Origin of the sequence: Pantoea sp. VS1, from assembly GCF_002207995.1 — a bacterium.
GTDB classification, from domain to species: Bacteria; Pseudomonadota; Gammaproteobacteria; order Enterobacterales; family Enterobacteriaceae; genus Pantoea; species Pantoea dispersa.
The window spans coordinates 235,857-255,102 of record NZ_NHZE01000013.1; the positions used below are offsets into that span (position 1 = coordinate 235,857).

A 19,246-nucleotide genomic window follows, 5' to 3' on the forward strand; every position below is an offset into this window, starting at 1 on the left:
CGCTCTGTGTCGTCTGGCATACAGTCATGCACAATGGCTATTGGGACACTGCTGTCGCCGGCGGCGCTTGTTCATCCTGCCGGCATGGACTCGTCACTCCACCGTTAATTCACTGCAATTCCCAGGCCAGATCCGCCAAAGCAGCCTCAATCGGGGTAAAAGGCAGCGAAACTCGCCATAATTGATGAGAAAAGCTTAACAATTGCCCGCAGTAATAACTCGCCTGCACTTTGACGGTGCTGACTGCTTAACGTTTCTGGTGCATCTGTACTGTCATAAGGCAGGGACTGAAGAAATAAGTGGCCTTAACGCTGGGCTTTTTCCCGTTACGGCACGATGGGGTACGCCAAAAGAATAGTTAAAGCCGCACGGGATGATAGAAAAATAATCGCAAAAAAAATTTTTTCGCACAGCGGGATAAGCGAGGGGAAAATTATACACAGCCGATGGACGTGGGGCTGGATTCAGTTATCCACTATTCCTGTGGATAACCTTGTGCATTAGCGACTGAAAACCGGGCGCAAGCGAGGAAATACGCGGGTTGCATACATAATGCTGCGAAACTGGGCTTTTGAGTCAATCTCTTTTAAATCAGCAGGTTATTTAAAAGCAAGCCTGAGAATTGTCTGGCTTGTCATCAGACTGCAATTTAATGACGCTCTATTGACAATTGTTAAAAGCGTTGCTCGTCTGGGGATAACCTTGCGCAACAAACGCTTCCGGATTACCGCATAAATTACGCTGAAGCGAATTGCGGCATCTCCCCATCATCGTGCAGTATATCTGTAATTATATCCAGTATTTTTTTCTGGCAAAATCGCCATAGCAGAGTAGAATTACCAGCCTGCCCGCCGACTTCTTCAGCAGGAACCGTAATACCATGAGTAAAGCCTTTAAACTCAACTCCGCTTTCAAACCTTCAGGCGATCAGCCTGAGGCGATTCGTCGCCTTGAAGAAGGGCTGGAGGATGGACTGGCGCACCAGACGCTGCTGGGGGTTACCGGTTCAGGAAAAACTTTTACCATCGCCAACGTCATTGCCGATCTCAACCGGCCGACCATGGTAATGGCACCGAATAAAACGCTGGCGGCACAGCTGTATGGCGAGATGAAAGAGTTCTTCCCGGATAACGCGGTCGAATTCTTCGTCTCCTACTACGACTACTATCAGCCGGAAGCCTACGTGCCCAGTTCGGATACCTTCATCGAGAAAGATGCAGCGGTAAACGAGCACATCGAGCAGATGCGTCTCTCTGCCACTAAAGCGATGCTGGAGCGCCGCGACGTGATTGTGGTGGCGTCGGTTTCTGCTATCTACGGCCTGGGCGATCCCGATCTCTACCTGAAAATGATGCTGCATCTGACGCGCGGCATGATCATCGACCAGCGCAGCATTCTGCGCCGCCTCGCCGAACTGCAGTACACCCGCAACGATCAGGTTTTCCAGCGCGGCACCTTCCGCGTGCGCGGCGAAGTGATCGATATCTTCCCGGCGGAATCCGATGACATTGGTCTGCGTGTAGAGCTGTTTGATGAAGAGGTTGAGCGCCTGTCGCTGTTCGACCCGCTGACCGGCCAGGTGATCTCGGTGATTCCGCGTTTCACCATCTACCCGAAAACGCACTACGTCACGCCGCGCGAGCGTATTCTGCAGGCGATGGAAGAGATTAAGGATGAGCTGGCGGTGCGGCGCAAAGTGCTGCTGGAGAACAACAAACTGCTGGAAGAGCAGCGCATCACCCAGCGCACCCAGTTCGACCTCGAAATGATGAACGAACTCGGCTACTGTTCGGGCATTGAAAACTATTCGCGCTATCTCTCCGGACGCGGACCCGGCGAGCCGCCGCCGACGCTGTTTGATTACCTGCCGGCGGATGGCCTACTGGTGGTCGATGAATCCCACGTGACTATTCCGCAGATTGGCGGCATGTATCGCGGTGACCGCGCGCGTAAAGAGACGCTGGTGGAGTACGGTTTCCGCCTGCCGTCGGCGCTGGACAACCGTCCGCTGCGCTTTGAAGAGTTTGAAGCGCTGGCACCGCAGACCATTTACGTCTCGGCCACGCCAGGTAACTACGAGCTGGAGAAATCGGGCGGCGACGTTATCGATCAGGTGGTGCGGCCTACCGGTCTGCTCGATCCGATCCTTGAGGTGCGTCCGGTGGCGACCCAGGTCGACGATCTGCTGTCGGAGATCCGCAAGCGCGTCGAAATCAACGAGCGCGTGCTGGTCACCACGCTGACCAAGCGCATGGCCGAAGACCTCACCGAGTATCTTGAAGAGCACGGCGAGAAGGTGCGCTATCTGCACTCCGACATTGATACCGTTGAGCGTATGGAGATCATTCGCGATCTGCGTCTCGGGGAGTTTGACGTGCTGGTGGGGATCAACCTGCTGCGCGAAGGGCTGGATATGCCGGAAGTGTCACTGGTGGCGATTCTGGACGCCGATAAAGAGGGCTTCCTGCGCTCCGAGCGCTCGCTGATTCAGACCATCGGACGCGCGGCGCGTAACGTCAACGGCAGAGCGATTCTCTACGCAGATAAGATCACGCCGTCGATGGCGCGGGCGATGGAAGAGACCGAGCGCCGCCGCGAGAAGCAGCAGCGTTATAACGAAGAGCGGGGCATTGTGCCGCAGGGCCTGAACAAGAAAATCACCGATATTCTTGAGCTGGGCAAAAACGTGGTGAAAACGCGCGGCAAAGGTAAAACGGCTTCACGCACGGCCGCCGAGGCTGAGGCCAGCTATCTGGCGCTCACGCCACAGGCCATGCAGAAGAAAATCCACGAGCTGGAAGGGCAGATGCAGCAGCACGCGCAGAACCTGGAGTTCGAAGAGGCCGCGCGGGTGCGCGACCAGCTGCACGAGCTGCGTGAACTGTTTATCGCCGCCTCTTAATCTGAAGCCGGCGGTCGCGTTGCGCGCCGGCTAAACCGCCTGAATGGCATGCTCCAGCGCGCGGCGCAGCAGCTGGCGGTCGTGACGATAGCGGATATCGGCGGCTTCCAGCGGTTCGCGCACGATCAACCGCTCAGTGACGCCGCGCGTGTCTGCTGACGGGCCGACCACTACGGCGTCAATCACCCGTTTGCCAATGGCTTTTTCCATCATCGCCAGCTTGTCGGCGACCGTCAGGCTGGCTGCCGCCGGACTCAGTTCGCGCCCGAGATTTCCGATGAACACCATGGTGGCGGGCGTCCGGCGCAGCGCGCGTGCCATCTCCTCCATCAGCAGAATCGGCATCAGGCTGGTGTAAAAGCTGCCGGGACCAATCAGGATCAAATCGGCCTCGGCGACGGCGTCCAGCGCTTCACGCGTCGGCACCACATTAGGGTGCAGCATCAGCTCTTCCGGCGCCTGCTTCATTTCATCAATCGCCGTTTCACCGTACACCATATTACCTTCGCTATCCTGCGCGACCAGGTCCACCGGCTGCTCCGACATCGGAATCAGAAACGCATCCACCTTCAGCAGGTTGCGGATAATATTGATGGCTTCCAGCGGACGCACGCTGAGGTGATCGAGCGCTTTCAGGATCAGATTGCCCAGATTATGCCCGGCCAGTTCGCCGTTGCCGGTAAAGCGATACTCGAACATGGCAGAGGCCACGCTGGGTTCGGTGATCAGCTGATTAATGCAGTTGCGCATGTCGCCCCAGGCAATGCCGCCTTCTGAACGGCGTATGCGGCCGGTGGATCCGCCGTTGTCGGTGGTGGTGACGATGCCGGTCAGGCGTGAGCCCAGCGGCGCAAGCGCCGACATCACGCGGCCAAGGCCGTGGCCGCCGCCGAGTGCCACCACGCGATCCAAATCTGCCAGGGTACGATTCATGCTGCTCCTTAAAACGCCGCACGTGAGGTGCAGACGGCGTTCAACTGATGTGTATCAATATCTGTCGCGCATTTTACCGTATCCTGTCGCGAAAATGCGGTGAAATAACGTTATGTATCAATATATATAGCGATAAATGCCGATGGATGCGAGCGTCAAATCGCGCTACCATTTGCTTTAACCGTGTTGTCCACAATGACAACAGACTCCCAAGCCTTGCGTTCCTAAGTCGTGTGATATGGATGCCTGGCCGCAGCCGCGAGCTGCCAGGGTGCAGAAAGAAATGACTGCATCTCCCGTACTTTGGAAAGGTGTTCAGGTGCCACAATTTACAGATGCCTATGCGCGCAGCTTTTATTATCTGCGCCTGTCGGTCACGGATGTGTGTAACTTCCGTTGTACCTACTGCCTGCCCGACGGCTACCGGCCGAACGGCGTGCACAACAAAAGTTTTCTCTCGTTGGATGAGATTCGTCGCGTGACGCGTGCCTTTGCGGCAGCGGGCACTGAAAAAGTGCGCCTGACCGGCGGCGAACCCTCGATGCGGCGCGACTTCACCGATATCATTGCCGCCGTGCGCGACAACGCGGCGATCCGCCAGATCGCCATGACCACCAATGGCTACCGCATGGCGCGCGACGTCGGCGCCTGGCGTGCGGCAGGCCTCACCCATATCAATGTCAGCGTCGACAGCCTCGACGCACGGCAGTTTCACGCCATTACCGGGCAGAACAAGTTTCATGAAGTCATGGCGGGGATTGATGCGGCCTTTGATGCCGGTTTCAGCACCGTTAAAGTCAACAGCGTGCTGATGCGCGACGTCAACAGCCACAGCCTGGAGACCTTTCTGGCGTGGATCCGCACCCGGCCGATTCAGCTGCGCTTTATTGAGCTGATGGAAACCGGCGAGGGCGGCGATCTGTTCCGTCGTCATCATGTGTCCGGCGAGGTGATCCGCGATCAGCTGATCATGCAGGGCTGGCAGCGCCAGCCGCGCGGCCGCAGCGATGGTCCGGCTCAGGTGTTCCGCCATCCGGATTATCAGGGTGAAGTCGGCCTGATCATGCCGTATGAAAAAGATTTCTGCGCCAGCTGTAATCGCCTGCGCGTATCAGCGATCGGTAACCTGCATCTGTGCCTGTTTGGCGACGGCGGCGTGCCGCTGCGCGATCTGCTGGCCTCCGACGATCAGCAGGCCGAGCTGCAGGCGCGCATCGCCCACAGCCTCGGGCAGAAGAAGCAGACGCATTTCCTGCATCAGGGCAATACCGGCATCACGCAGAACCTCTCCTTCATTGGTGGCTAAACACAGGAGTTACGGCCATGGGTAAACCTTCCGGCGATTTTGTCGCCTTAAATGCGGCGGTGATGACCGTCTCTGACAGCCGCGACGCCAGCAGTGACAGCTCCGGCGACTATCTGCGTGAGGCGCTGACCGAAGCCGGGCATCAGGTGGTTGATCACGCCATCGTCCCGGACAACCGTTATCGCATCCGCGCCACGCTGTCGCGCTGGATCGCCTGTGAAGATGTGCAGGTGGTGCTGATTAACGGCGGTACCGGCTTTAACAGTAAAAACAGTACGCCGGAAGCGCTGCTGCCGCTGCTGGACCGCGAAATTGACGGCTTTGGCGAACTGTTTCGCATGATCTCCTACGAGGAGATCGGCAGCGCGACGCTGCAATCACGCGCGGTGGCCGGTCTGGCCAACCAGACGCTGCTGTTTGCCGTGCCGGGCTCAACCGGTGCCTGCCGCAGCGCATGGGAGCGAATCATTGAAGCCCAGCTGGATGCGCGTACGCGTCCGTGTAATTTTGTCCCACATTTGAAGAAGTTATAAGCATGTCCTCGTTAACCCATATCAACGCGGCCGGCGAAGCCCACATGGTGGACGTCTCCGGCAAAACTGACACCGTGCGAGAAGCGCAGGCGGAAGCCCTGGTGCTGATGCAGCCGGCCACGCTGCAAATGATCCTCGACGGCAGCCATGACAAAGGCGATGTGTTCGCCACCGCACGCATTGCCGGCATCCAGGCGGCGAAGCGCACCTGGGAACTGATTCCGCTGTGCCATCCGCTGATGCTGAGCAAAGTCGAGGTAACGCTGGTGGCTGAGCCGGAGCACAGCCGCGTTCGCATTACCTCGCGCTGTCGCCTGAGCGGCAAAACCGGCGTGGAAATGGAAGCGCTGACCGCCGCCTCGGTCGCGGCGCTGACCATCTACGACATGTGCAAAGCGGTGCAGAAAGATATCGTTATCGACCAGCTGCGGCTGCTGAGCAAAAGCGGCGGTAAATCCGGTGATTTCCAGGCGGTGCGCCATGATTAAGGTGCTGTTTTTTGCCCAGGTGCGCGAACTGACCGGCACCGCCACGCTGGATCTGGCGGCAGAGTATGCTGACGTCGCCACGCTGCGCGCTGCGCTGGCGCAGAAAAGCGATCGCTGGGCGCTGGCGCTGGAGTCCGGCAAGCTGCTGGCGGCGGTGAATCAGACGCTGGTGCCGATGAACCATCCGCTGCGCGCCGGTGATGAAGTGGCGTTCTTCCCGCCGGTTACCGGAGGCTGAGCATGACAACCCGAATTCGCGTCGGCAGCGCACCGTTTAACGTTGGCGACGAGTATGCGCTGCTGGCGGCGCATGACAGCGACGGCGCGGTCGTCACTTTCACCGGCAAAGTCCGCAACCACAATCTCGGCGACAGCGTGGCCGCGCTGACGCTGGAGCACTATCCGGGTATGACGGAAAAAGCGCTGGCGGAGATTGTGGCGGATGCGCGTCAGCGCTGGGCGCTGCAGCAGGTGACGGTGATTCATCGCGTAGGCGAACTGTTCCCTGGTGATGAGATCGTGTTTGTTGGCGTCAGCAGCGCCCATCGCGGCAGCGCCTTTGCCGCCAGTGAATTCATCATGGATTACCTGAAAACCCGCGCGCCGTTCTGGAAGCGCGAAGCCACCGCGCAGGGCGATCGCTGGGTCGATGCCCGCGACAGCGATCATCAGGCCGCTGAACGCTGGAACTAGCGCGCAAAATCCGCCCGCGCTGATAGCCGCCAGACCACGAAAACGGTAAGGTACGGTTTTTGCTGGCTTATCAGGGAGCAGGATGAACACCACCACGATATTACGAGGCGCAGCGCTGCTGGCTGCGCTGGTGCTGGCCGGATGTAGCACCAAAAAGGAGCCGCAGCTGCCGGCCCGCCAGCCCGCTGACGTGAAAGCGCAAATTCAGCAATTGCTGCCCGCCCATGTGACGCAAAAATCGGCCTGGGCCGACGACATCTACACCGCGCTGCGCGTGCAGCACATCGACGCCAGCGCCGGCAACATTTGCGCGGTGATCGCCGTGACCGATCAGGAATCTAACTTCAGCGCCGATGCCACCGTGCCGGGTCTGCCAAAAATCGCCTGGGCGGAGATTGACCGCCGCGCCGCCAGCGTGCACGTGCCGGCGTTTCTGGTGCGCACCGCGTTACTGATCAAGTCCTCCAACGGCGAGAGCTACGCGGCACGTCTCGATAAGGTGCACAGCGAGAAAGAGCTGAGCGCCATTTTCGATGACTTTATCGATATGGTGCCGATGGGGCAGAAGCTGTTCGGTAATCTCAACCCAATCCACACCGGCGGGCCGATGCAGGTCAGCATTGCCTTCGCCGAAACGCATGCGCAGGGCTATCCGTACCCGATTGACGGTTCGATCCGGCGCGAAGTATTCAGCCGGCGCGGCGGTATCTACTTCGGCACGCTGCACCTGCTGGGCTATCCGGTGGAGTACAGCCAGCCGCTGTACCGCTTCGCCGACTTCAACGCCGGCTGGTACGCCAGCCGCAACGCCGCGTTCCAGGCTGCGGTGGCGCGTGCCAGCGGCATCAAACTGGCGCTGGATGGCGACCTGATCCGCTACGGCAGCGAACAGGCGAGCGCCACCGAACTGGCGGTGCGCACGCTGGCGAAGCAGCTGGACATGAGCACACGTGAGATTCGCCGCGATCTGGAGAAGGGCGACAGCGAAAGCTTCAGCGACAGCACGCTGTGGAAACAGACCTTTATCCTCGCCGATAAGATGGCGGGAAAACGTCTGCCGCGCGAAGTGCTGCCGGGCATTAAGCTGGAGAGCCCGAAAATTACCCGTAATCTCACCACCGCGTGGTTTGCCCAGCGGGTTGACGGGCGATATCAGCAGTGTATGACGCGCCGTTGACGATCGGTGGTGTACACTTCACACTGACGTTATCAGTAACTTTTAAAGAGGTGCATCATGGATCGATATCCACGTAATGGTTCAATCGTGCAGCAGGCATCGACCGGGCTGCAAACCTATATGCCGCAGGTGTATGGCTGGATGACCTGCGGCTTACTGCTGACGGCGTTTGTGTCGTGGTTTGCCGCGCGCACGCCTGCCGTCATGGAGCTGGTGTTTGCCAATCGCATCACCTTCTTCGGCCTGATTATCGCGCAGCTGGCGCTGGTATTCGTGCTTTCCGGCATGGTGCAGCGCATGAGCGGCGCCGTGGCGACCGGGCTGTTTATGCTCTATTCCGCGCTGACCGGGCTGACAATGGCGAGTATTTTTCTTGTTTATACCTACTCGTCGATCGCCAGTACCTTCTTCGTTACCGCGGGTATGTTTGGTGCCATGAGCTTTTACGGCTACACCACCAAACGCGACCTGAGCCGCTTCGGCAGCCTGCTGTTTATGGCGCTGATCGGCATTCTGCTGGCGTCGCTGGTGAACTTCTGGCTGAAAAGCCCGGCGCTGATGTGGGCGATTACCTATATCGGCGTGGTGGTGTTTGTGGGCCTGACGGCTTATGACACGCAGAAGCTGAAAGCCATCGGTGAGGGCATTGATGTTAACGACAAAGAGAATCTGCGCCGCTTCTCCATCATGGGCGCGCTGACGCTGTATCTCGACTTCATCAACCTGTTCCTGATGCTGCTGCGGATTTTCGGTAACCGTCGCTAAGAGTAACCAGCCATTCAGGCTGTGAAAATAATCGCGCCGCTACGGCCAGGTGAACGGTTTGTACTTATCAGCCCGTTTCACCTTCTCCGTAGCGGCGCAATGTATTAAGCATTATTCAGCCTCCGCCTGGCACGCCTTATCGCGCCGCCATCTTGCGCTCATTCTTCTGCCGTAAATGCTTCGCGCGGCTCTCCAGCCACAGATACAGCACCAGTGCCAGCAGCAGCGGCAGAATAAAATAGAGCACGCGATAAGCCAGCAGCGCGGCGATAATCTCACCGTGCGAAGCATGCTGGCCGCTGAGCAGCGCGAGGAACACCGCTTCCAGCACGCCAATGCCCGCCGGAATATGAATAATCACCCCGGCAATACTGCTGATTAACAGCACGCCCAGCACGATGGGATAATCCACTTCACGCGCCAGCAGCAGCCAGATAATGGTGCCCATCACCATCCAGTTGGCGCAGGAAACGGCAAACTGAAACAGCGCCATGCGCAGCGAGGGCAGTTGCAGATGCTGGCCCTTTACCGTCCAGCGGCGCTTCTTCGCGAAAGCACAGGCCCACAGATAAACCGCCACCATCGCCAGCAGTACCGCACCAATCACCCGTAGCGTGCCTTCGCCGATGAACCAGCCGGGCGGAATCGGCACCATACCGGAGACAAACACTACGCCGCCAAGCAAAATGTAGCCGAGCCAGTTGGTGGCAATACTCAGTGAAAAGATGCGCGTGATAGTGCCGCCGGGCAGGCCGAGGCGCGAATAGAGGCGATAGCGCATCGCCACACCGCCCACCCAGGTGCTCAGCGTCAGGTTAAAGGCGTAACAGATGAATGACACCAGCATCACCTGACGTTTCGCCAGCTTATGCCCGCAGTAGGCGCGGCCAATCAAATCGTACAGACCATAGGTGAGGTAGCTCACCACCACTAACGCGGCGGCGCTCAGCACCACGTAGCGGTTATAGCCGACGATGACCTTGTACACGTCCTCCCAGTTCACCTTGCGTGCGTAAACCACCAGCAGCACGATCACCGCAATGAAGAACAGCCAGGTAAGGATTTTTTTCGCTAACTGCCAGCGCGGGTTCTTTTTGCTCATCAGGGTTTCGCTCCTTCGTTATCGGCTTCAACCCGGTCCTGGGTTTCCATTTCCGGCTGCACCGGCGGATCGACCTGAGACAAATGGGGCGTATGGGCAGGCAGCCAGCCGGCGATGGCCGGGAAATGGCGCAGGAAATGGAACACGATGACGCTTTTGGTCAGCTGCCACCAGGTGCGCGGCGGCAGCTTGTCTTCATCGACGCGCACGCAGTCCGCAGCCAGCAGCTGCTCAAGGTTATCGCGCAGCGTCTGGTTGAAGGCGTGGTCGTGAATGATCAGGTTGGCTTCGAGATTCAGTGACAGGCTGAGCGGGTCGAGATTGCTGGAACCGACCGTTGACCACTGCTGATCCTGCACCGCCACTTTGCCATGCAGCGGGCGACGGCAGTATTCGTACACTTCAACGCCAGCATCCACCAGATAGTTGTACAGCAGCTCGGCGCCGACTTTGACAATCGGCATGTCCGGTTCACCCTGCACAATCAGCCGCACGCGCACACCGCGCTGAGCCGCACTGCGCATTTCCCGCAGCAGGCGATAGCCGGGGAAGAAGTAGGCGTTGGCGATAATCACATCCTGCTTCGCTTTGCGCAGCATATCGAGATAGTGCTGTTCGATGTCATCGCGGTGCTCATCGTTATCGCGATAGACAAACAGCACCTGCGCATCACCGGGCAGGGCGTTCACCGCCAGGCGCTGGGAGCGCGCGCCCCACCAGCGGCGCGTCACCTGTTCGCTGCCGATCGCCTGCTGTACATAGCGTGCGATGTCCAGCACCACTGGTCCTTTCACCTCGACGGCGTAATCCTGCTTGGCTTCCGGCCCGTAATCGGTGTTGTGCTCGGCGGAGAAATTGATACCGCCAACAAACGCAATCTCCTCATCAATCACCACAATTTTGCGATGCAGACGGCGGAACACGTTGGTGCGCATGCCCATCACCAGCGGGCGCGGATCGTAATAGATAAAGCGCACGCCTGCTTCGGTCAGGCTGTTGATGTACTGGGTGGAAAGATCCGGCGAGCCGTAGCCATCCACCATCACTTCCACCTTAACGCCGCGCTGCGCGGCGGCCAGCAGATCGCGGTGCAGCGCCTTACCGACCTCATCTTCAAACAGGATAAACGTCTCAAGCAGCAGCGTACGCTGGGCGCGCTGAATCGCGCCGGAGACGCGCGGAAAGAATTGATCGCCATTTTCCAGCAGCCGCAGCTGGTTACCTTCGCGCCAGCTGAAATTCATAGAAAGATCTCCACGGCCAGCGGGGCATGATCGGACAGATGTGACCAGGGTTTCACCGGCAGCGCCCACGGCTGGCTCACCGATGCATTACGGATATAGATCCGATCGAGACGCAGCAGCGGAAAGCGCGCCGGGAAGGTGCGCGCCGGGCGACCGTTTTTCATGCTAAACACCTCCTGCAGACCGGCTCCGCGCTGTAAAAATCGATTAGCGCGTACCTGCCAGTCATTAAAATCGCCGGCCACCACCAGGGGCGCATCCGGTGGCAGCGACTCAATCAGTTCACACATCATGCGCATCTGCGCCAGACGGTGCTTCTCTTTCAGGCCGAGGTGCACGCACAAGGTGTGAATCGGTTCCGGCCGATCCGGCAGGCTAATCTGGCAGTGCAACATGCCGCGTTTCTCACTGCCGGCGACAGAAATATCGCGGTTTTGGTATTCGGTGATCGGAAAGCGTGACAGTATCGCGTTGCCGTGATGGCCTTCGGGATAGACCGCGTTGCGGCCGTAAGCGAAATCGTGCCACATGGTGTCGGCAAGGTATTCGTAGTGCGAATTTTCCGGCCAGTTTTCAATGTGTGCGGAGTGGATGGCGTGCGTGCCCATCACCTCCTGTAAAAAGACGATATCCGCCGAGGTCGCGCGCACTGCGTCGCGCAGTTCCGGCAGGATAAAGCGACGGTTAAAGCTGGTGAACCCCTTATGGGTATTGATCGTCAGGACTTTAAATGAAGATCCTTGCGTGTTTTGTGGCATACTGCGACGCGCTCCTTTTCATCATCAACAGAACAAAGTGTAGTCTTTGTCACAAATGGGTGGTGCTGGAGACAGAAAATTAGGGTGTTATCCGAAATTTGCTTTACATTGAGGAAATCCGTCTGGCTGCGGTCAGATACACTTGGGCGACCTGTTGGGTCTGCCAGGAGAAGAGAATGAAATGGTCTAATCGTGTTCAGATTGTTACCGGTCAAACCTGCCTGCATATTGCGACCCACCTGCTGGTGATCGCGGCGCTGGTGTGGGGCTGGAAACATAAGGCACTGGTCGAAGTGAGCAGTACCCTGGTGGCAGCTTATGCGCTGGTGTTCATCACCATGCTGGCCCTGCAGCGTAGTGCCCGTTTGCGCCGCTTTGGTGACTCTCTGGAAGAAGTAACGACGACATACTACTTCGGCGCGGCGATGCTGACGCTGTTCCTGATTTCACGCTTCATTCACAACAATCTGCTGATTGGTTGTCTGGGCGTGGTGATGCTGGTGGGCCCGGCGCTGGTGTCGCTGCTGGCCAAAGAGCCACCGCAGCGCGTGCAGAAAAAACGCAGCTAAGCGGACGTGCCAGCAAGAAAAGAGGAGCCCACTGCGGCTCCTTTTTTATGCGCCATCGCGTAGCGGCACAGCACGCCACGTTTTGCCGGTCGCGGTTCTTGCGGAAAGCTGCTACACTGCCGCTCTTACGCATGGTAGTTTGTGCCCTTTTCACACGCAGGCCTTGAGGCTGCGTCATATCCCCCCTGAAAACTACATCGCGCAGCGCGATCAGGGCGGTTCGGAGTAATACACCTGCATGTCTTTTGACTCTCTCGGCTTGAATGCCGATATTTTGCGTGCGGTAGCAGAACAGGGCTACCGTGAACCGACGCCAATCCAGCGTCAGGCGATTCCCGTGGTGCTGGCCGGTCGTGACCTGCTGGCGAGCGCCCAGACCGGCACGGGTAAAACCGCCGGTTTCACGCTGCCTCTGCTGCAGCGTCTGTCAGAAAAACCGGCAGCGGCGCGCGGTCGCCGTCCGGTACGTGCGCTGATCCTCACTCCAACCCGTGAACTGGCGGCGCAGGTTGGCGAAAACGTACGTGAATACAGCCAGTACCTCAATATGCGTTCGCTGGTGGTGTTCGGCGGCGTCAGCATTAATCCGCAGATGATGAAACTGCGCGGCGGCGTCGATGTACTGATCGCCACGCCGGGGCGTTTGCTCGATCTGGCGCACCAGAACGCGGTCGATCTGTCACAGGTGGAAATCCTGGTGCTGGACGAAGCGGACCGTATGCTTGACATGGGCTTCATCCACGACATTCGCCGCGTGCTGGCAAAACTGCCGGCCAAACGGCAGAACCTGCTGTTCTCTGCCACCTTCTCGGACGAGATCAAAGCGCTGGCGGAAAAACTGCTCACCAACCCGGAACAGGTAGAAGTGGCACGCCGCAACACCGCTTCCGAGCAGGTGTCGCAGCAGGTGCATTTTGTCGATAAGAAGCGCAAACGGGAACTGCTGTCGCTGATGATTGGTCGCGACAACTGGCAGCAGGTGCTGGTGTTCACCCGCACCAAGCACGGTGCTAACCACCTCGCTGAGCAGCTCAACAAAGATGGCATCACGGCCGCCGCCATTCACGGCAACAAGAGCCAGGGCGCGCGTACCCGTGCGCTGGCCGACTTCAAAACCGGCGGCATTCGCGTGCTGGTGGCGACGGATATTGCCGCGCGCGGTCTGGATATCGAAGAGCTGCCGCACGTGGTCAACTACGAGCTGCCGAACGTGGCGGAAGATTACGTGCACCGCATCGGCCGTACCGGTCGTGCCGCGGCCACCGGTGCTGCGCTGTCGCTGGTGTGCGTGGACGAGCACAAGCTGCTGCGTGATATCGAGCGCCTGCTGAAGCGGGAAATTCCGCGCATTGCGCTGCCGGGCTTTGAGCCGGATCCGAGCATCAAGGCGGAGCCGATTCAGAATGGCCGTCAGCAGCAGCCACGCGGACGTGGCCAGGGCCGCGCGCCGGGGCAGGGTGCTGACGCACCGCGCAGCCGCAGCGGCGGCAATGGTCAGCGTGCCAGCGCCGGTAACGGCGGCGCGCGTCCACAGGGCGAGGCGCGTGCACCGCGTCGTCCGGGCAACAACGGCCCGGCGGCTGGCAACGCGGGTAAACCGGCGCGCTCACGCCGTCCGGCAGCGAAGAGCAACGGGAACGCGTAACGGTATGCGGGTTTTACTGGCGCCCATGGAAGGCGTACTGGATTCGCTGGTACGTGAACTGCTCTCCGGCGTGAATGACTATGACCTGTGCGTCACTGAGTTTTTACGCGTGGTCGATCAGCTGCTGCCGGTAAAATCCTTCTACCGTTTGTGTCCGGAACTGCACCATCACAGCCGGACGCCCTCCGGCACGCGCGTGCGCATGCAGCTGCTGGGCCAGTATCCTGAGTGGCTGGCAGAAAACGCCGCACGCGCGGTGGAGCTGGGCTCGTGGGGCGTTGACCTCAACTGCGGCTGCCCGTCGAAGCTGGTGAACGGCAGCGGCGGCGGTGCGACGCTGCTGAAAGATCCGGAGCTGATCTATCGCGGTGCCAAAGCGATGCGCGAGGCGGTGCCCGCTCATCTGCCGGTCACGGTGAAAGTGCGGCTCGGCTGGGACTCGGGCGCGCGGCGTTTCGAGATCGCCGATGCGGTGCAGCAGGCCGGTGCCAGCGAGCTGGTGGTGCATGGCCGGACCAAAGAGGACGGCTATCGCGCAGAGAGCATCAACTGGCAGGCGATTGGTGAAATTCGCCAGCGTCTGACAATTCCGGTGATCGCCAACGGCGAAATCTGGAACTGGCAGGATGCGCAGGATTGCCTGCGCATTACCGGCTGCGACGCGGTCATGCTCGGGCGCGGCGCGCTCAATGTGCCTAACCTGGGGCGCGTGGTGAAATACAACGAAGCCCCGATGCCGTGGTCGCAGGTGGTTGAGCTGCTGCTGCGCTACACCCAGCTGGAGAAGCAGGGTGATACCGGCAACTACCACGTTGCGCGCATCAAGCAGTGGCTGGGCTATCTGCGCAAAGCCTACCAAGAGGCCGACGGCCTGTTCAGCGAGATCCGCACGCTGCGTGTCTCCGCCGAGATCGCCAGCGCCATCGAACGCCATGCCGCACGCATGGCCCAGGTGTCCTGCATCTGAACCTGAGCGGTGGTACCTGAACCGTCAGGTCCGCCGCGTTAACGGGCAAGCCAGCGATCACCACGCGAGAGTGTGCGCTGCCGCCATGTTTTATAACAAAAAAAGCCGCGATCCTTAGTCTGCTAACCGGTATAGTGAACCTTCGCTTTCACCACGTTTCTGACGCCATCTTCCATGTCTGACGCCGCTGTACTGAGTAATGCTCAGTTAAATAAACGCATCCTCTCCGTCATCGTTTTCACCTTCTTTTGCTACCTGTCCGTCGGGTTGCCGCTGGCGGTGCTGCCGGGGTTTGTGCATAACCAGCTGGGCTTCAGCTCGTTTATCGCCGGGCTGATTATCAGTCTGCAATATTTCGCTACGCTGCTCAGTCGCCCGCACTCTGGCCGGCTGGCCGATCGCTACGGCCCGAAACGCGTGGTGATGATGGGGCTGGTGTGCTGCGGCATGAGCGGCGTGCTGTCGATCATTGCCGCGCTGTGCAGCGGTGCGCCGCTGCTGAGCCTGACGCTGCTGGCGCTGGGGCGGCTGTTTCTCGGCGTCGGGGAAAGTTTCAGCAGTACCGGCTCGACGCTGTGGGGTATGAACATCGTTGGCCCGCGGCAAACTGCGCGGGTCATTTCGTGGAACGGCGTGGCGACTTATTTTGCCATGGCGATTGGTGCGCCGCTGGGCGTGCTGCTGAATCAGATTTTTGGCATCAGCGGCTTTGCCGGTCTGGTCGCGCTGATGGGGGCGATCGGCTTCTGGATGGCCTCCGGCAAGCCGGCGGTCAGCGTCAGCGCCGGCGTACGCATTCCGTTTCATCGCGTGGTCAGCCGCGTCTGGCTGTTTGGCCTGGCGCTGGGATTTGGCACCATCGGCTTTGGCGTGATCTCCACCTTCATTACCCTCTATTTCGCCAGTCGCGACTGGAGCGGCGCGGCGTTCGCCCTGACGCTGTTCAGCCTCGGCTTCGTGCTGGTGCGGCTGGCGTGCGGGCGCTATATCACGCGCTTCGGCGGGCTGCAGGTTTCGCTGATCTCCTTCGTGCTGGAGGGCGCCGGTCTGCTGCTGATCTGGCAGGCGGACAGCAGCTGGCTGGTGGATATTGGCGCCTTCCTCACCGGCGGCGGTTTCTCGCTGGTGTTCCCGGCGCTTGGCGTGGAAGCGGTGAAGCGGGTACAGCAGCAGGATCAGGGATCGGCGCTCGGTACCTATTCGGCGTTTCTCGATTTGGGGCTGGGGTTGACCGGACCAGTGGCGGGGCTGTTAATCGGCCACTGGGGCATGCAGTCGGTGTATCTGGCGGCAGCACTGATGGTGCTGGGCGCGTTCCTGATTACGCTGCGCCTGCACCAGCAGTCTTCAGAGCCTATCAGGCCAGATGAATAAACAGCGCATACAGCAGCCCTGACAGCAGCACCGATACCGGCAGCGTCAGCACCCACGCCAGCGCCAGATTACGCAGGGTGGCGAGCTGCAGGCCGGATCGGTTGGCCGCCATGGTACCGGCCACGCCGGACGACAGCACATGGGTGGTCGACACCGGTAAACCAAAGGCATCGGCTGCGCCAATGGTGGCCATCGCCACCAGCTCCGCACTGGCACCCTGCGCATAGGTGAGATGGGTTTTGCCGATACGCTCACCTACCGTAACCACAATCCGGCGCCAGCCGACCATGGTGCCGAGACCCAGCGCAATCGCCACCACCACTTTGACCCACATCGGGATAAAGCGCGTAGCCGCGTCCAGCTCGTGCTTCACCGCCGTCAGGTTGCGCGCCGTCTCTTCCGGCAGCGCGACGTTGGCCGATTGCAGATGCTTGATGGTCTCCGAGGCGAGATACATATCGTTGCGCGTGTTGGTGACCGCCTGCGCCGGAATATTTTCTACTGAACCGTACTGGCGAATCTGTTCGCCGATATCGCCGAGCATCATGCCAAGCGCCGGCAGCACCTGCGGCCGGTTCTGGCTGGTGCGCACATATTCCGTCAGCACCTCACGCGCTGCCGGCATTGCGGCGGGCGGTGGCTGCAGCGTCAGCAGTTGCTGTTCGGTCACCTGGGTTAACGCCGCCACGCGCGGAATTTGTTCCGGCGGTAGCGAGCGGTTGAGCGCATAGGCGATCGGCATAGTGCCGACCAGGATCAGCATAATCAGCCCCATGCCTTTCTGACCGTCGTTCGAGCCGTGGGCAAACGAGACGCCGGTACAGGTGAGGATCAGCAGACCACGAATCCACGCAGGCGGCGGCTGATTGCCTTCCGGCGCCTGATACAGCTGGCGATTGCGTACCAATGCCTTCATGGCCAGCAGCAGCACGGCGGCGCAGATGAAGCCAATCACCGGCGACAGCAGCAGGGCGTAACCGACTTTAACCGCCTGCTCCCAGTCGACGCCGCTGGTGCCGCTGCGGCCATGCAGCAGCGCATTCGCCACGCCCACGCCAATAATCGAGCCGATCAGCGTGTGCGAAGAGGAAGAGGGCAGGCCGAAATACCAGGTGCCGAGGTTCCAGACAATCGCCGAGCACAGCAGCGCATACACCATGGCGAAACCGTGACCGCTGCCCGCCTGCAGAATCAGCTCCACCGGCAGCAGCGAAATAATGCCAAACGCCACCACGCCACTGGAGAGCAGTACACCAAGGAAATTACACAAGCCGGACCACACCACCGCCACGCCCGGCGACAGCGAGTGAGTGTAGATCACCGTGGCGACGGCGTTGGCGGTATCATGGAAGCCGTTAACAAACTCGAAGCCGAGCGCAATCAGCAGCGCCACGCCGAGCAGCAGGAACGGCGTATAGCTGGTGACGACTGCGCCGGTCTCTTCTACGTCGTTAAACAGGTTGATGCCGGTAAAGAGCAGCCCGGCCACCAGCAACAGCAGAAAGAGCATGCGCGACGCGCGACCGCTGCGCGGGTGCAGATTGGGCCGTCCGCTGGCGGACGATGATGCAGGGAAACTGTTTTCAGCCATAACACACCCCCCAGGGTGAATTAACGATGCACAAATGGCACCCGTTAACTGCAGTGTGATACGGGTTTTGTATGACAGAATGATGATGCCAGCGCGGGCTGTCATCATGCTGTAACAGACCTGTCGCAGGCTGTGGATCTGACCGCTCTGGGATCTTCACGCCGCTATGCTCCAGCCTGTCCTGCCGCTTGCCTCGCTGCCCGACTTCAACAACGACGTCGCCGGACTGATTCACGGTTACCTTTTCAACCCGGATGCGCCGCCACAGCGGCTCAACGCCCGCGAGGCCGCGCAGCTGGCGCGGCACACCTTACCCGACGGCTGCTTTCTCTGGCTGCACATTAACCTGAATCATGCCCGCGCCGAGCGCTGGGTTCAGGACCACTTCAGCGTAGATGACGATTTTTTCGATGAGATTCATTCAGCCTCGCCGCGCACCCGGCTGGCACAGCAAAACGATGCGCTGCTGGCGGTGCTGAATGACGTCACCTTCAGTAAGGAGGAACGCAGCACGCAAAATGCGACGCTGTGGATCTGGTGCCGGCCGCAGGTGATGGTCAGCGCGCGCTATCGCCCGGTTGGCATGATTGAACGTATGCATCAGCAGATTGATCGGCTGTGCTTCAGCGCGCCGGATGCGATGCTGCTGTGGCTGCTCGGCGAACAGGAAGCGCAGCTGGAGCAGGTGGTGCGGCGCTCCAGCCAGGCGGTGGATGCGATAGAAGAGCGGCTGCTGAGCGCGGCGATCAAAGCCAACCGCAGCGAGCTGGGCCATCTGCGCCGCATGCTGCTGCGCGTCCAGCGGCTGCTGGCGCCGGAGCCGGCCGCGCTGTTTCGCCTGCTTAACCGGCCGCCAAACTGGCTCAACCGGGAGCCGCTCAGTGAGCTGAGGATTTTCACTGAGGAGTTCAGCGTGGCGCTTAACGACCTTGCCAGCCTGATGGAGCGCATTCGCCTGCTGCAGGAGGAGATCGCTGCCCGCCTGATGGAGCAGAGCAACCGAACGCTGTTTTTGCTCACCTCAATCACCGTGCTGGCGCTGCCCATCAATATCGTGGCCGGTTTTTTTGGCATGAACGTGGGCGGCATTCCGCTGGCGAACAATCCGCACGGCTTTCTGCTGTTAGTGCTGGTGGTGCTGGTGTTTACTCTGGTGGCGGGCTGGCTGGCGTTACGCCGACCACACGATTGAGCGCGCA

At 59.8% G+C, this 19,246-nt stretch carries 18 protein-coding genes and 1 riboswitch; of the genes, 13 read left to right on the forward strand and 5 right to left on the reverse strand.

What is annotated here, in order from left to right; all coding sequences use genetic code 11:
- The first annotated feature begins 880 nt into the window (after positions 1–880).
- Complete coding sequence (gene uvrB / locus CBW22_RS07160) at positions 881–2,902, forward strand: excinuclease ABC subunit UvrB (protein ID WP_021508497.1); 2,022 nt, start codon at positions 881–883, stop codon at positions 2,900–2,902.
- Between the two features lie 30 nt (positions 2,903–2,932).
- On the opposite strand, the gene CBW22_RS07165 is transcribed toward uvrB, so the two are convergent.
- Positions 2,933–3,835, reverse strand: a complete 903-nt coding sequence (locus CBW22_RS07165) for a gluconeogenesis factor YvcK family protein (protein ID WP_021508496.1) — start codon at positions 3,833–3,835, stop codon at positions 2,933–2,935.
- 194 nt (positions 3,836–4,029) lie between these two features.
- A riboswitch (molybdenum cofactor riboswitch) is annotated at positions 4,030–4,166 on the forward strand.
- On the opposite strand from CBW22_RS07165, the gene moaA reads away from it, so the two are divergent.
- The 7 genes from moaA (at position 4,155) to CBW22_RS07200 (ending at position 8,797) form a co-directional block, all read left to right on the forward strand.
- Entirely contained in the window at positions 4,155–5,141 is a 987-nt protein-coding gene (gene moaA / locus CBW22_RS07170) for a GTP 3',8-cyclase MoaA (protein ID WP_021508495.1), read from the forward strand. (Overlaps the previous riboswitch by 12 nt.)
- Positions 5,142–5,158: 17 nt before the next feature.
- The gene (gene moaB, locus CBW22_RS07175; protein ID WP_088516313.1) at positions 5,159–5,674 is read left to right on the forward strand and encodes a molybdenum cofactor biosynthesis protein B; all 516 of its coding nucleotides are present in this window, start codon (positions 5,159–5,161) and stop codon (positions 5,672–5,674) included.
- 2 nt (positions 5,675–5,676) lie between these two features.
- A complete protein-coding gene (moaC, locus tag CBW22_RS07180) occupies positions 5,677–6,162 on the forward strand; it encodes a cyclic pyranopterin monophosphate synthase MoaC (RefSeq protein ID WP_058757847.1) in 486 nt (161 codons plus the stop codon).
- Positions 6,155–6,400 (forward strand): molybdopterin synthase sulfur carrier subunit, encoded by a 246-nt coding sequence (gene moaD, locus CBW22_RS07185; protein ID WP_058757846.1) that lies wholly within the window; start codon positions 6,155–6,157, stop codon positions 6,398–6,400. Before moaC ends, moaD begins: the two co-directional genes overlap by 8 nt.
- A 2-nt stretch (positions 6,401–6,402) precedes the next feature.
- Entirely contained in the window at positions 6,403–6,855 is a 453-nt protein-coding gene (moaE, locus tag CBW22_RS07190) for a molybdopterin synthase catalytic subunit MoaE (RefSeq protein ID WP_021508491.1), read from the forward strand.
- 82 nt (positions 6,856–6,937) lie between these two features.
- Complete coding sequence (locus CBW22_RS07195; protein ID WP_088516314.1) at positions 6,938–8,032, forward strand: DUF1615 domain-containing protein; 1,095 nt, start codon at positions 6,938–6,940, stop codon at positions 8,030–8,032.
- Positions 8,033–8,089: 57 nt separating this feature from the next.
- The gene (locus CBW22_RS07200; RefSeq protein WP_088516315.1) at positions 8,090–8,797 is read left to right on the forward strand and encodes a Bax inhibitor-1/YccA family protein; all 708 of its coding nucleotides are present in this window, start codon (positions 8,090–8,092) and stop codon (positions 8,795–8,797) included.
- A 136-nt stretch (positions 8,798–8,933) separates the two neighbouring features.
- On the opposite strand, the gene CBW22_RS07205 is transcribed toward CBW22_RS07200, so the two are convergent.
- Genes CBW22_RS07205 through CBW22_RS07215 form a run of 3 tightly spaced genes read right to left on the reverse strand, consistent with a single transcriptional unit; the run spans position 8,934 to position 11,901 of the window.
- A complete protein-coding gene (locus tag CBW22_RS07205) occupies positions 8,934–9,899 on the reverse strand; it encodes a lysylphosphatidylglycerol synthase domain-containing protein (protein WP_058757844.1) in 966 nt (321 codons plus the stop codon).
- Positions 9,899–11,143, reverse strand: coding sequence for a cardiolipin synthase ClsB (gene clsB / locus CBW22_RS07210; protein WP_058757843.1), 1,245 nt, complete (start codon positions 11,141–11,143; stop codon positions 9,899–9,901). The genes CBW22_RS07205 and clsB overlap by 1 nt, the downstream gene beginning before the upstream one ends.
- Complete coding sequence (locus CBW22_RS07215; protein WP_021508486.1) at positions 11,140–11,901, reverse strand: endonuclease/exonuclease/phosphatase family protein; 762 nt, start codon at positions 11,899–11,901, stop codon at positions 11,140–11,142. The genes clsB and CBW22_RS07215 overlap by 4 nt, the downstream gene beginning before the upstream one ends.
- Positions 11,902–12,077: 176 nt before the next feature.
- Here CBW22_RS07215 and CBW22_RS07220 point away from each other — a divergent pair, with 176 nt between their 5' ends.
- The 4 genes from CBW22_RS07220 (at position 12,078) to CBW22_RS07235 (ending at position 16,456) form a co-directional block, all read left to right on the forward strand.
- Positions 12,078–12,470 (forward strand): YbhQ family protein, encoded by a 393-nt coding sequence (locus CBW22_RS07220; protein WP_021508485.1) that lies wholly within the window; start codon positions 12,078–12,080, stop codon positions 12,468–12,470.
- A gap of 238 nt (positions 12,471–12,708) precedes the next feature.
- Positions 12,709–14,115: an ATP-dependent RNA helicase RhlE gene (gene rhlE / locus CBW22_RS07225; protein WP_021508484.1), complete on the forward strand. Its 1,407-nt coding sequence runs from the start codon at positions 12,709–12,711 to the stop codon at positions 14,113–14,115.
- Between the two features lie 4 nt (positions 14,116–14,119).
- On the forward strand, positions 14,120–15,082 hold the full coding sequence (gene dusC, locus CBW22_RS07230; RefSeq protein WP_058769474.1) for a tRNA dihydrouridine(16) synthase DusC: 963 nt from the start codon (positions 14,120–14,122) through the stop codon (positions 15,080–15,082).
- A gap of 174 nt (positions 15,083–15,256) precedes the next feature.
- Positions 15,257–16,456, forward strand: coding sequence for an MFS transporter (locus CBW22_RS07235; protein ID WP_021508482.1), 1,200 nt, complete (start codon positions 15,257–15,259; stop codon positions 16,454–16,456).
- Here the strand turns inward: CBW22_RS07235 and CBW22_RS07240 are convergent.
- Positions 16,440–18,047, reverse strand: a complete 1,608-nt coding sequence (locus tag CBW22_RS07240; protein WP_088516316.1) for an inorganic phosphate transporter — start codon at positions 18,045–18,047, stop codon at positions 16,440–16,442. The genes CBW22_RS07235 and CBW22_RS07240 overlap by 17 nt on opposite strands.
- Before the next feature lie 166 nt (positions 18,048–18,213).
- Here CBW22_RS07240 and CBW22_RS07245 point away from each other — a divergent pair, with 166 nt between their 5' ends.
- A complete protein-coding gene (locus tag CBW22_RS07245; RefSeq protein WP_088516317.1) occupies positions 18,214–19,239 on the forward strand; it encodes a transporter in 1,026 nt (341 codons plus the stop codon).
- The last annotated feature ends 7 nt before the right edge of the window (positions 19,240–19,246 follow it).

Coding starts and splice junctions, on each gene's coding strand:
- CBW22_RS07200 (WP_088516315.1), top strand. CDS start 8,090: ATGGATCGATATCCACGTAATGGTTCAATCGTGCAGCAGGCATCGACC.
- dusC (WP_058769474.1), top strand. CDS start 14,120: ATGCGGGTTTTACTGGCGCCCATGGAAGGCGTACTGGATTCGCTGGTA.
- uvrB (WP_021508497.1), top strand. CDS start 881: ATGAGTAAAGCCTTTAAACTCAACTCCGCTTTCAAACCTTCAGGCGAT.
- CBW22_RS07235 (WP_021508482.1), top strand. CDS start 15,257: ATGTCTGACGCCGCTGTACTGAGTAATGCTCAGTTAAATAAACGCATC.
- CBW22_RS07165 (WP_021508496.1), bottom strand. CDS start 3,835: ATGAATCGTACCCTGGCAGATTTGGATCGCGTGGTGGCACTCGGCGGC.
- CBW22_RS07205 (WP_058757844.1), bottom strand. CDS start 9,899: ATGAGCAAAAAGAACCCGCGCTGGCAGTTAGCGAAAAAAATCCTTACC.
- rhlE (WP_021508484.1), top strand. CDS start 12,709: ATGTCTTTTGACTCTCTCGGCTTGAATGCCGATATTTTGCGTGCGGTA.
- CBW22_RS07220 (WP_021508485.1), top strand. CDS start 12,078: ATGAAATGGTCTAATCGTGTTCAGATTGTTACCGGTCAAACCTGCCTG.
- moaB (WP_088516313.1), top strand. CDS start 5,159: ATGGGTAAACCTTCCGGCGATTTTGTCGCCTTAAATGCGGCGGTGATG.
- moaE (WP_021508491.1), top strand. CDS start 6,403: ATGACAACCCGAATTCGCGTCGGCAGCGCACCGTTTAACGTTGGCGAC.
- CBW22_RS07215 (WP_021508486.1), bottom strand. CDS start 11,901: ATGCCACAAAACACGCAAGGATCTTCATTTAAAGTCCTGACGATCAAT.
- moaD (WP_058757846.1), top strand. CDS start 6,155: ATGATTAAGGTGCTGTTTTTTGCCCAGGTGCGCGAACTGACCGGCACC.
- clsB (WP_058757843.1), bottom strand. CDS start 11,143: ATGAATTTCAGCTGGCGCGAAGGTAACCAGCTGCGGCTGCTGGAAAAT.
- CBW22_RS07245 (WP_088516317.1), top strand. CDS start 18,214: ATGCTCCAGCCTGTCCTGCCGCTTGCCTCGCTGCCCGACTTCAACAAC.
- moaC (WP_058757847.1), top strand. CDS start 5,677: ATGTCCTCGTTAACCCATATCAACGCGGCCGGCGAAGCCCACATGGTG.
- CBW22_RS07195 (WP_088516314.1), top strand. CDS start 6,938: ATGAACACCACCACGATATTACGAGGCGCAGCGCTGCTGGCTGCGCTG.
- CBW22_RS07240 (WP_088516316.1), bottom strand. CDS start 18,047: ATGGCTGAAAACAGTTTCCCTGCATCATCGTCCGCCAGCGGACGGCCC.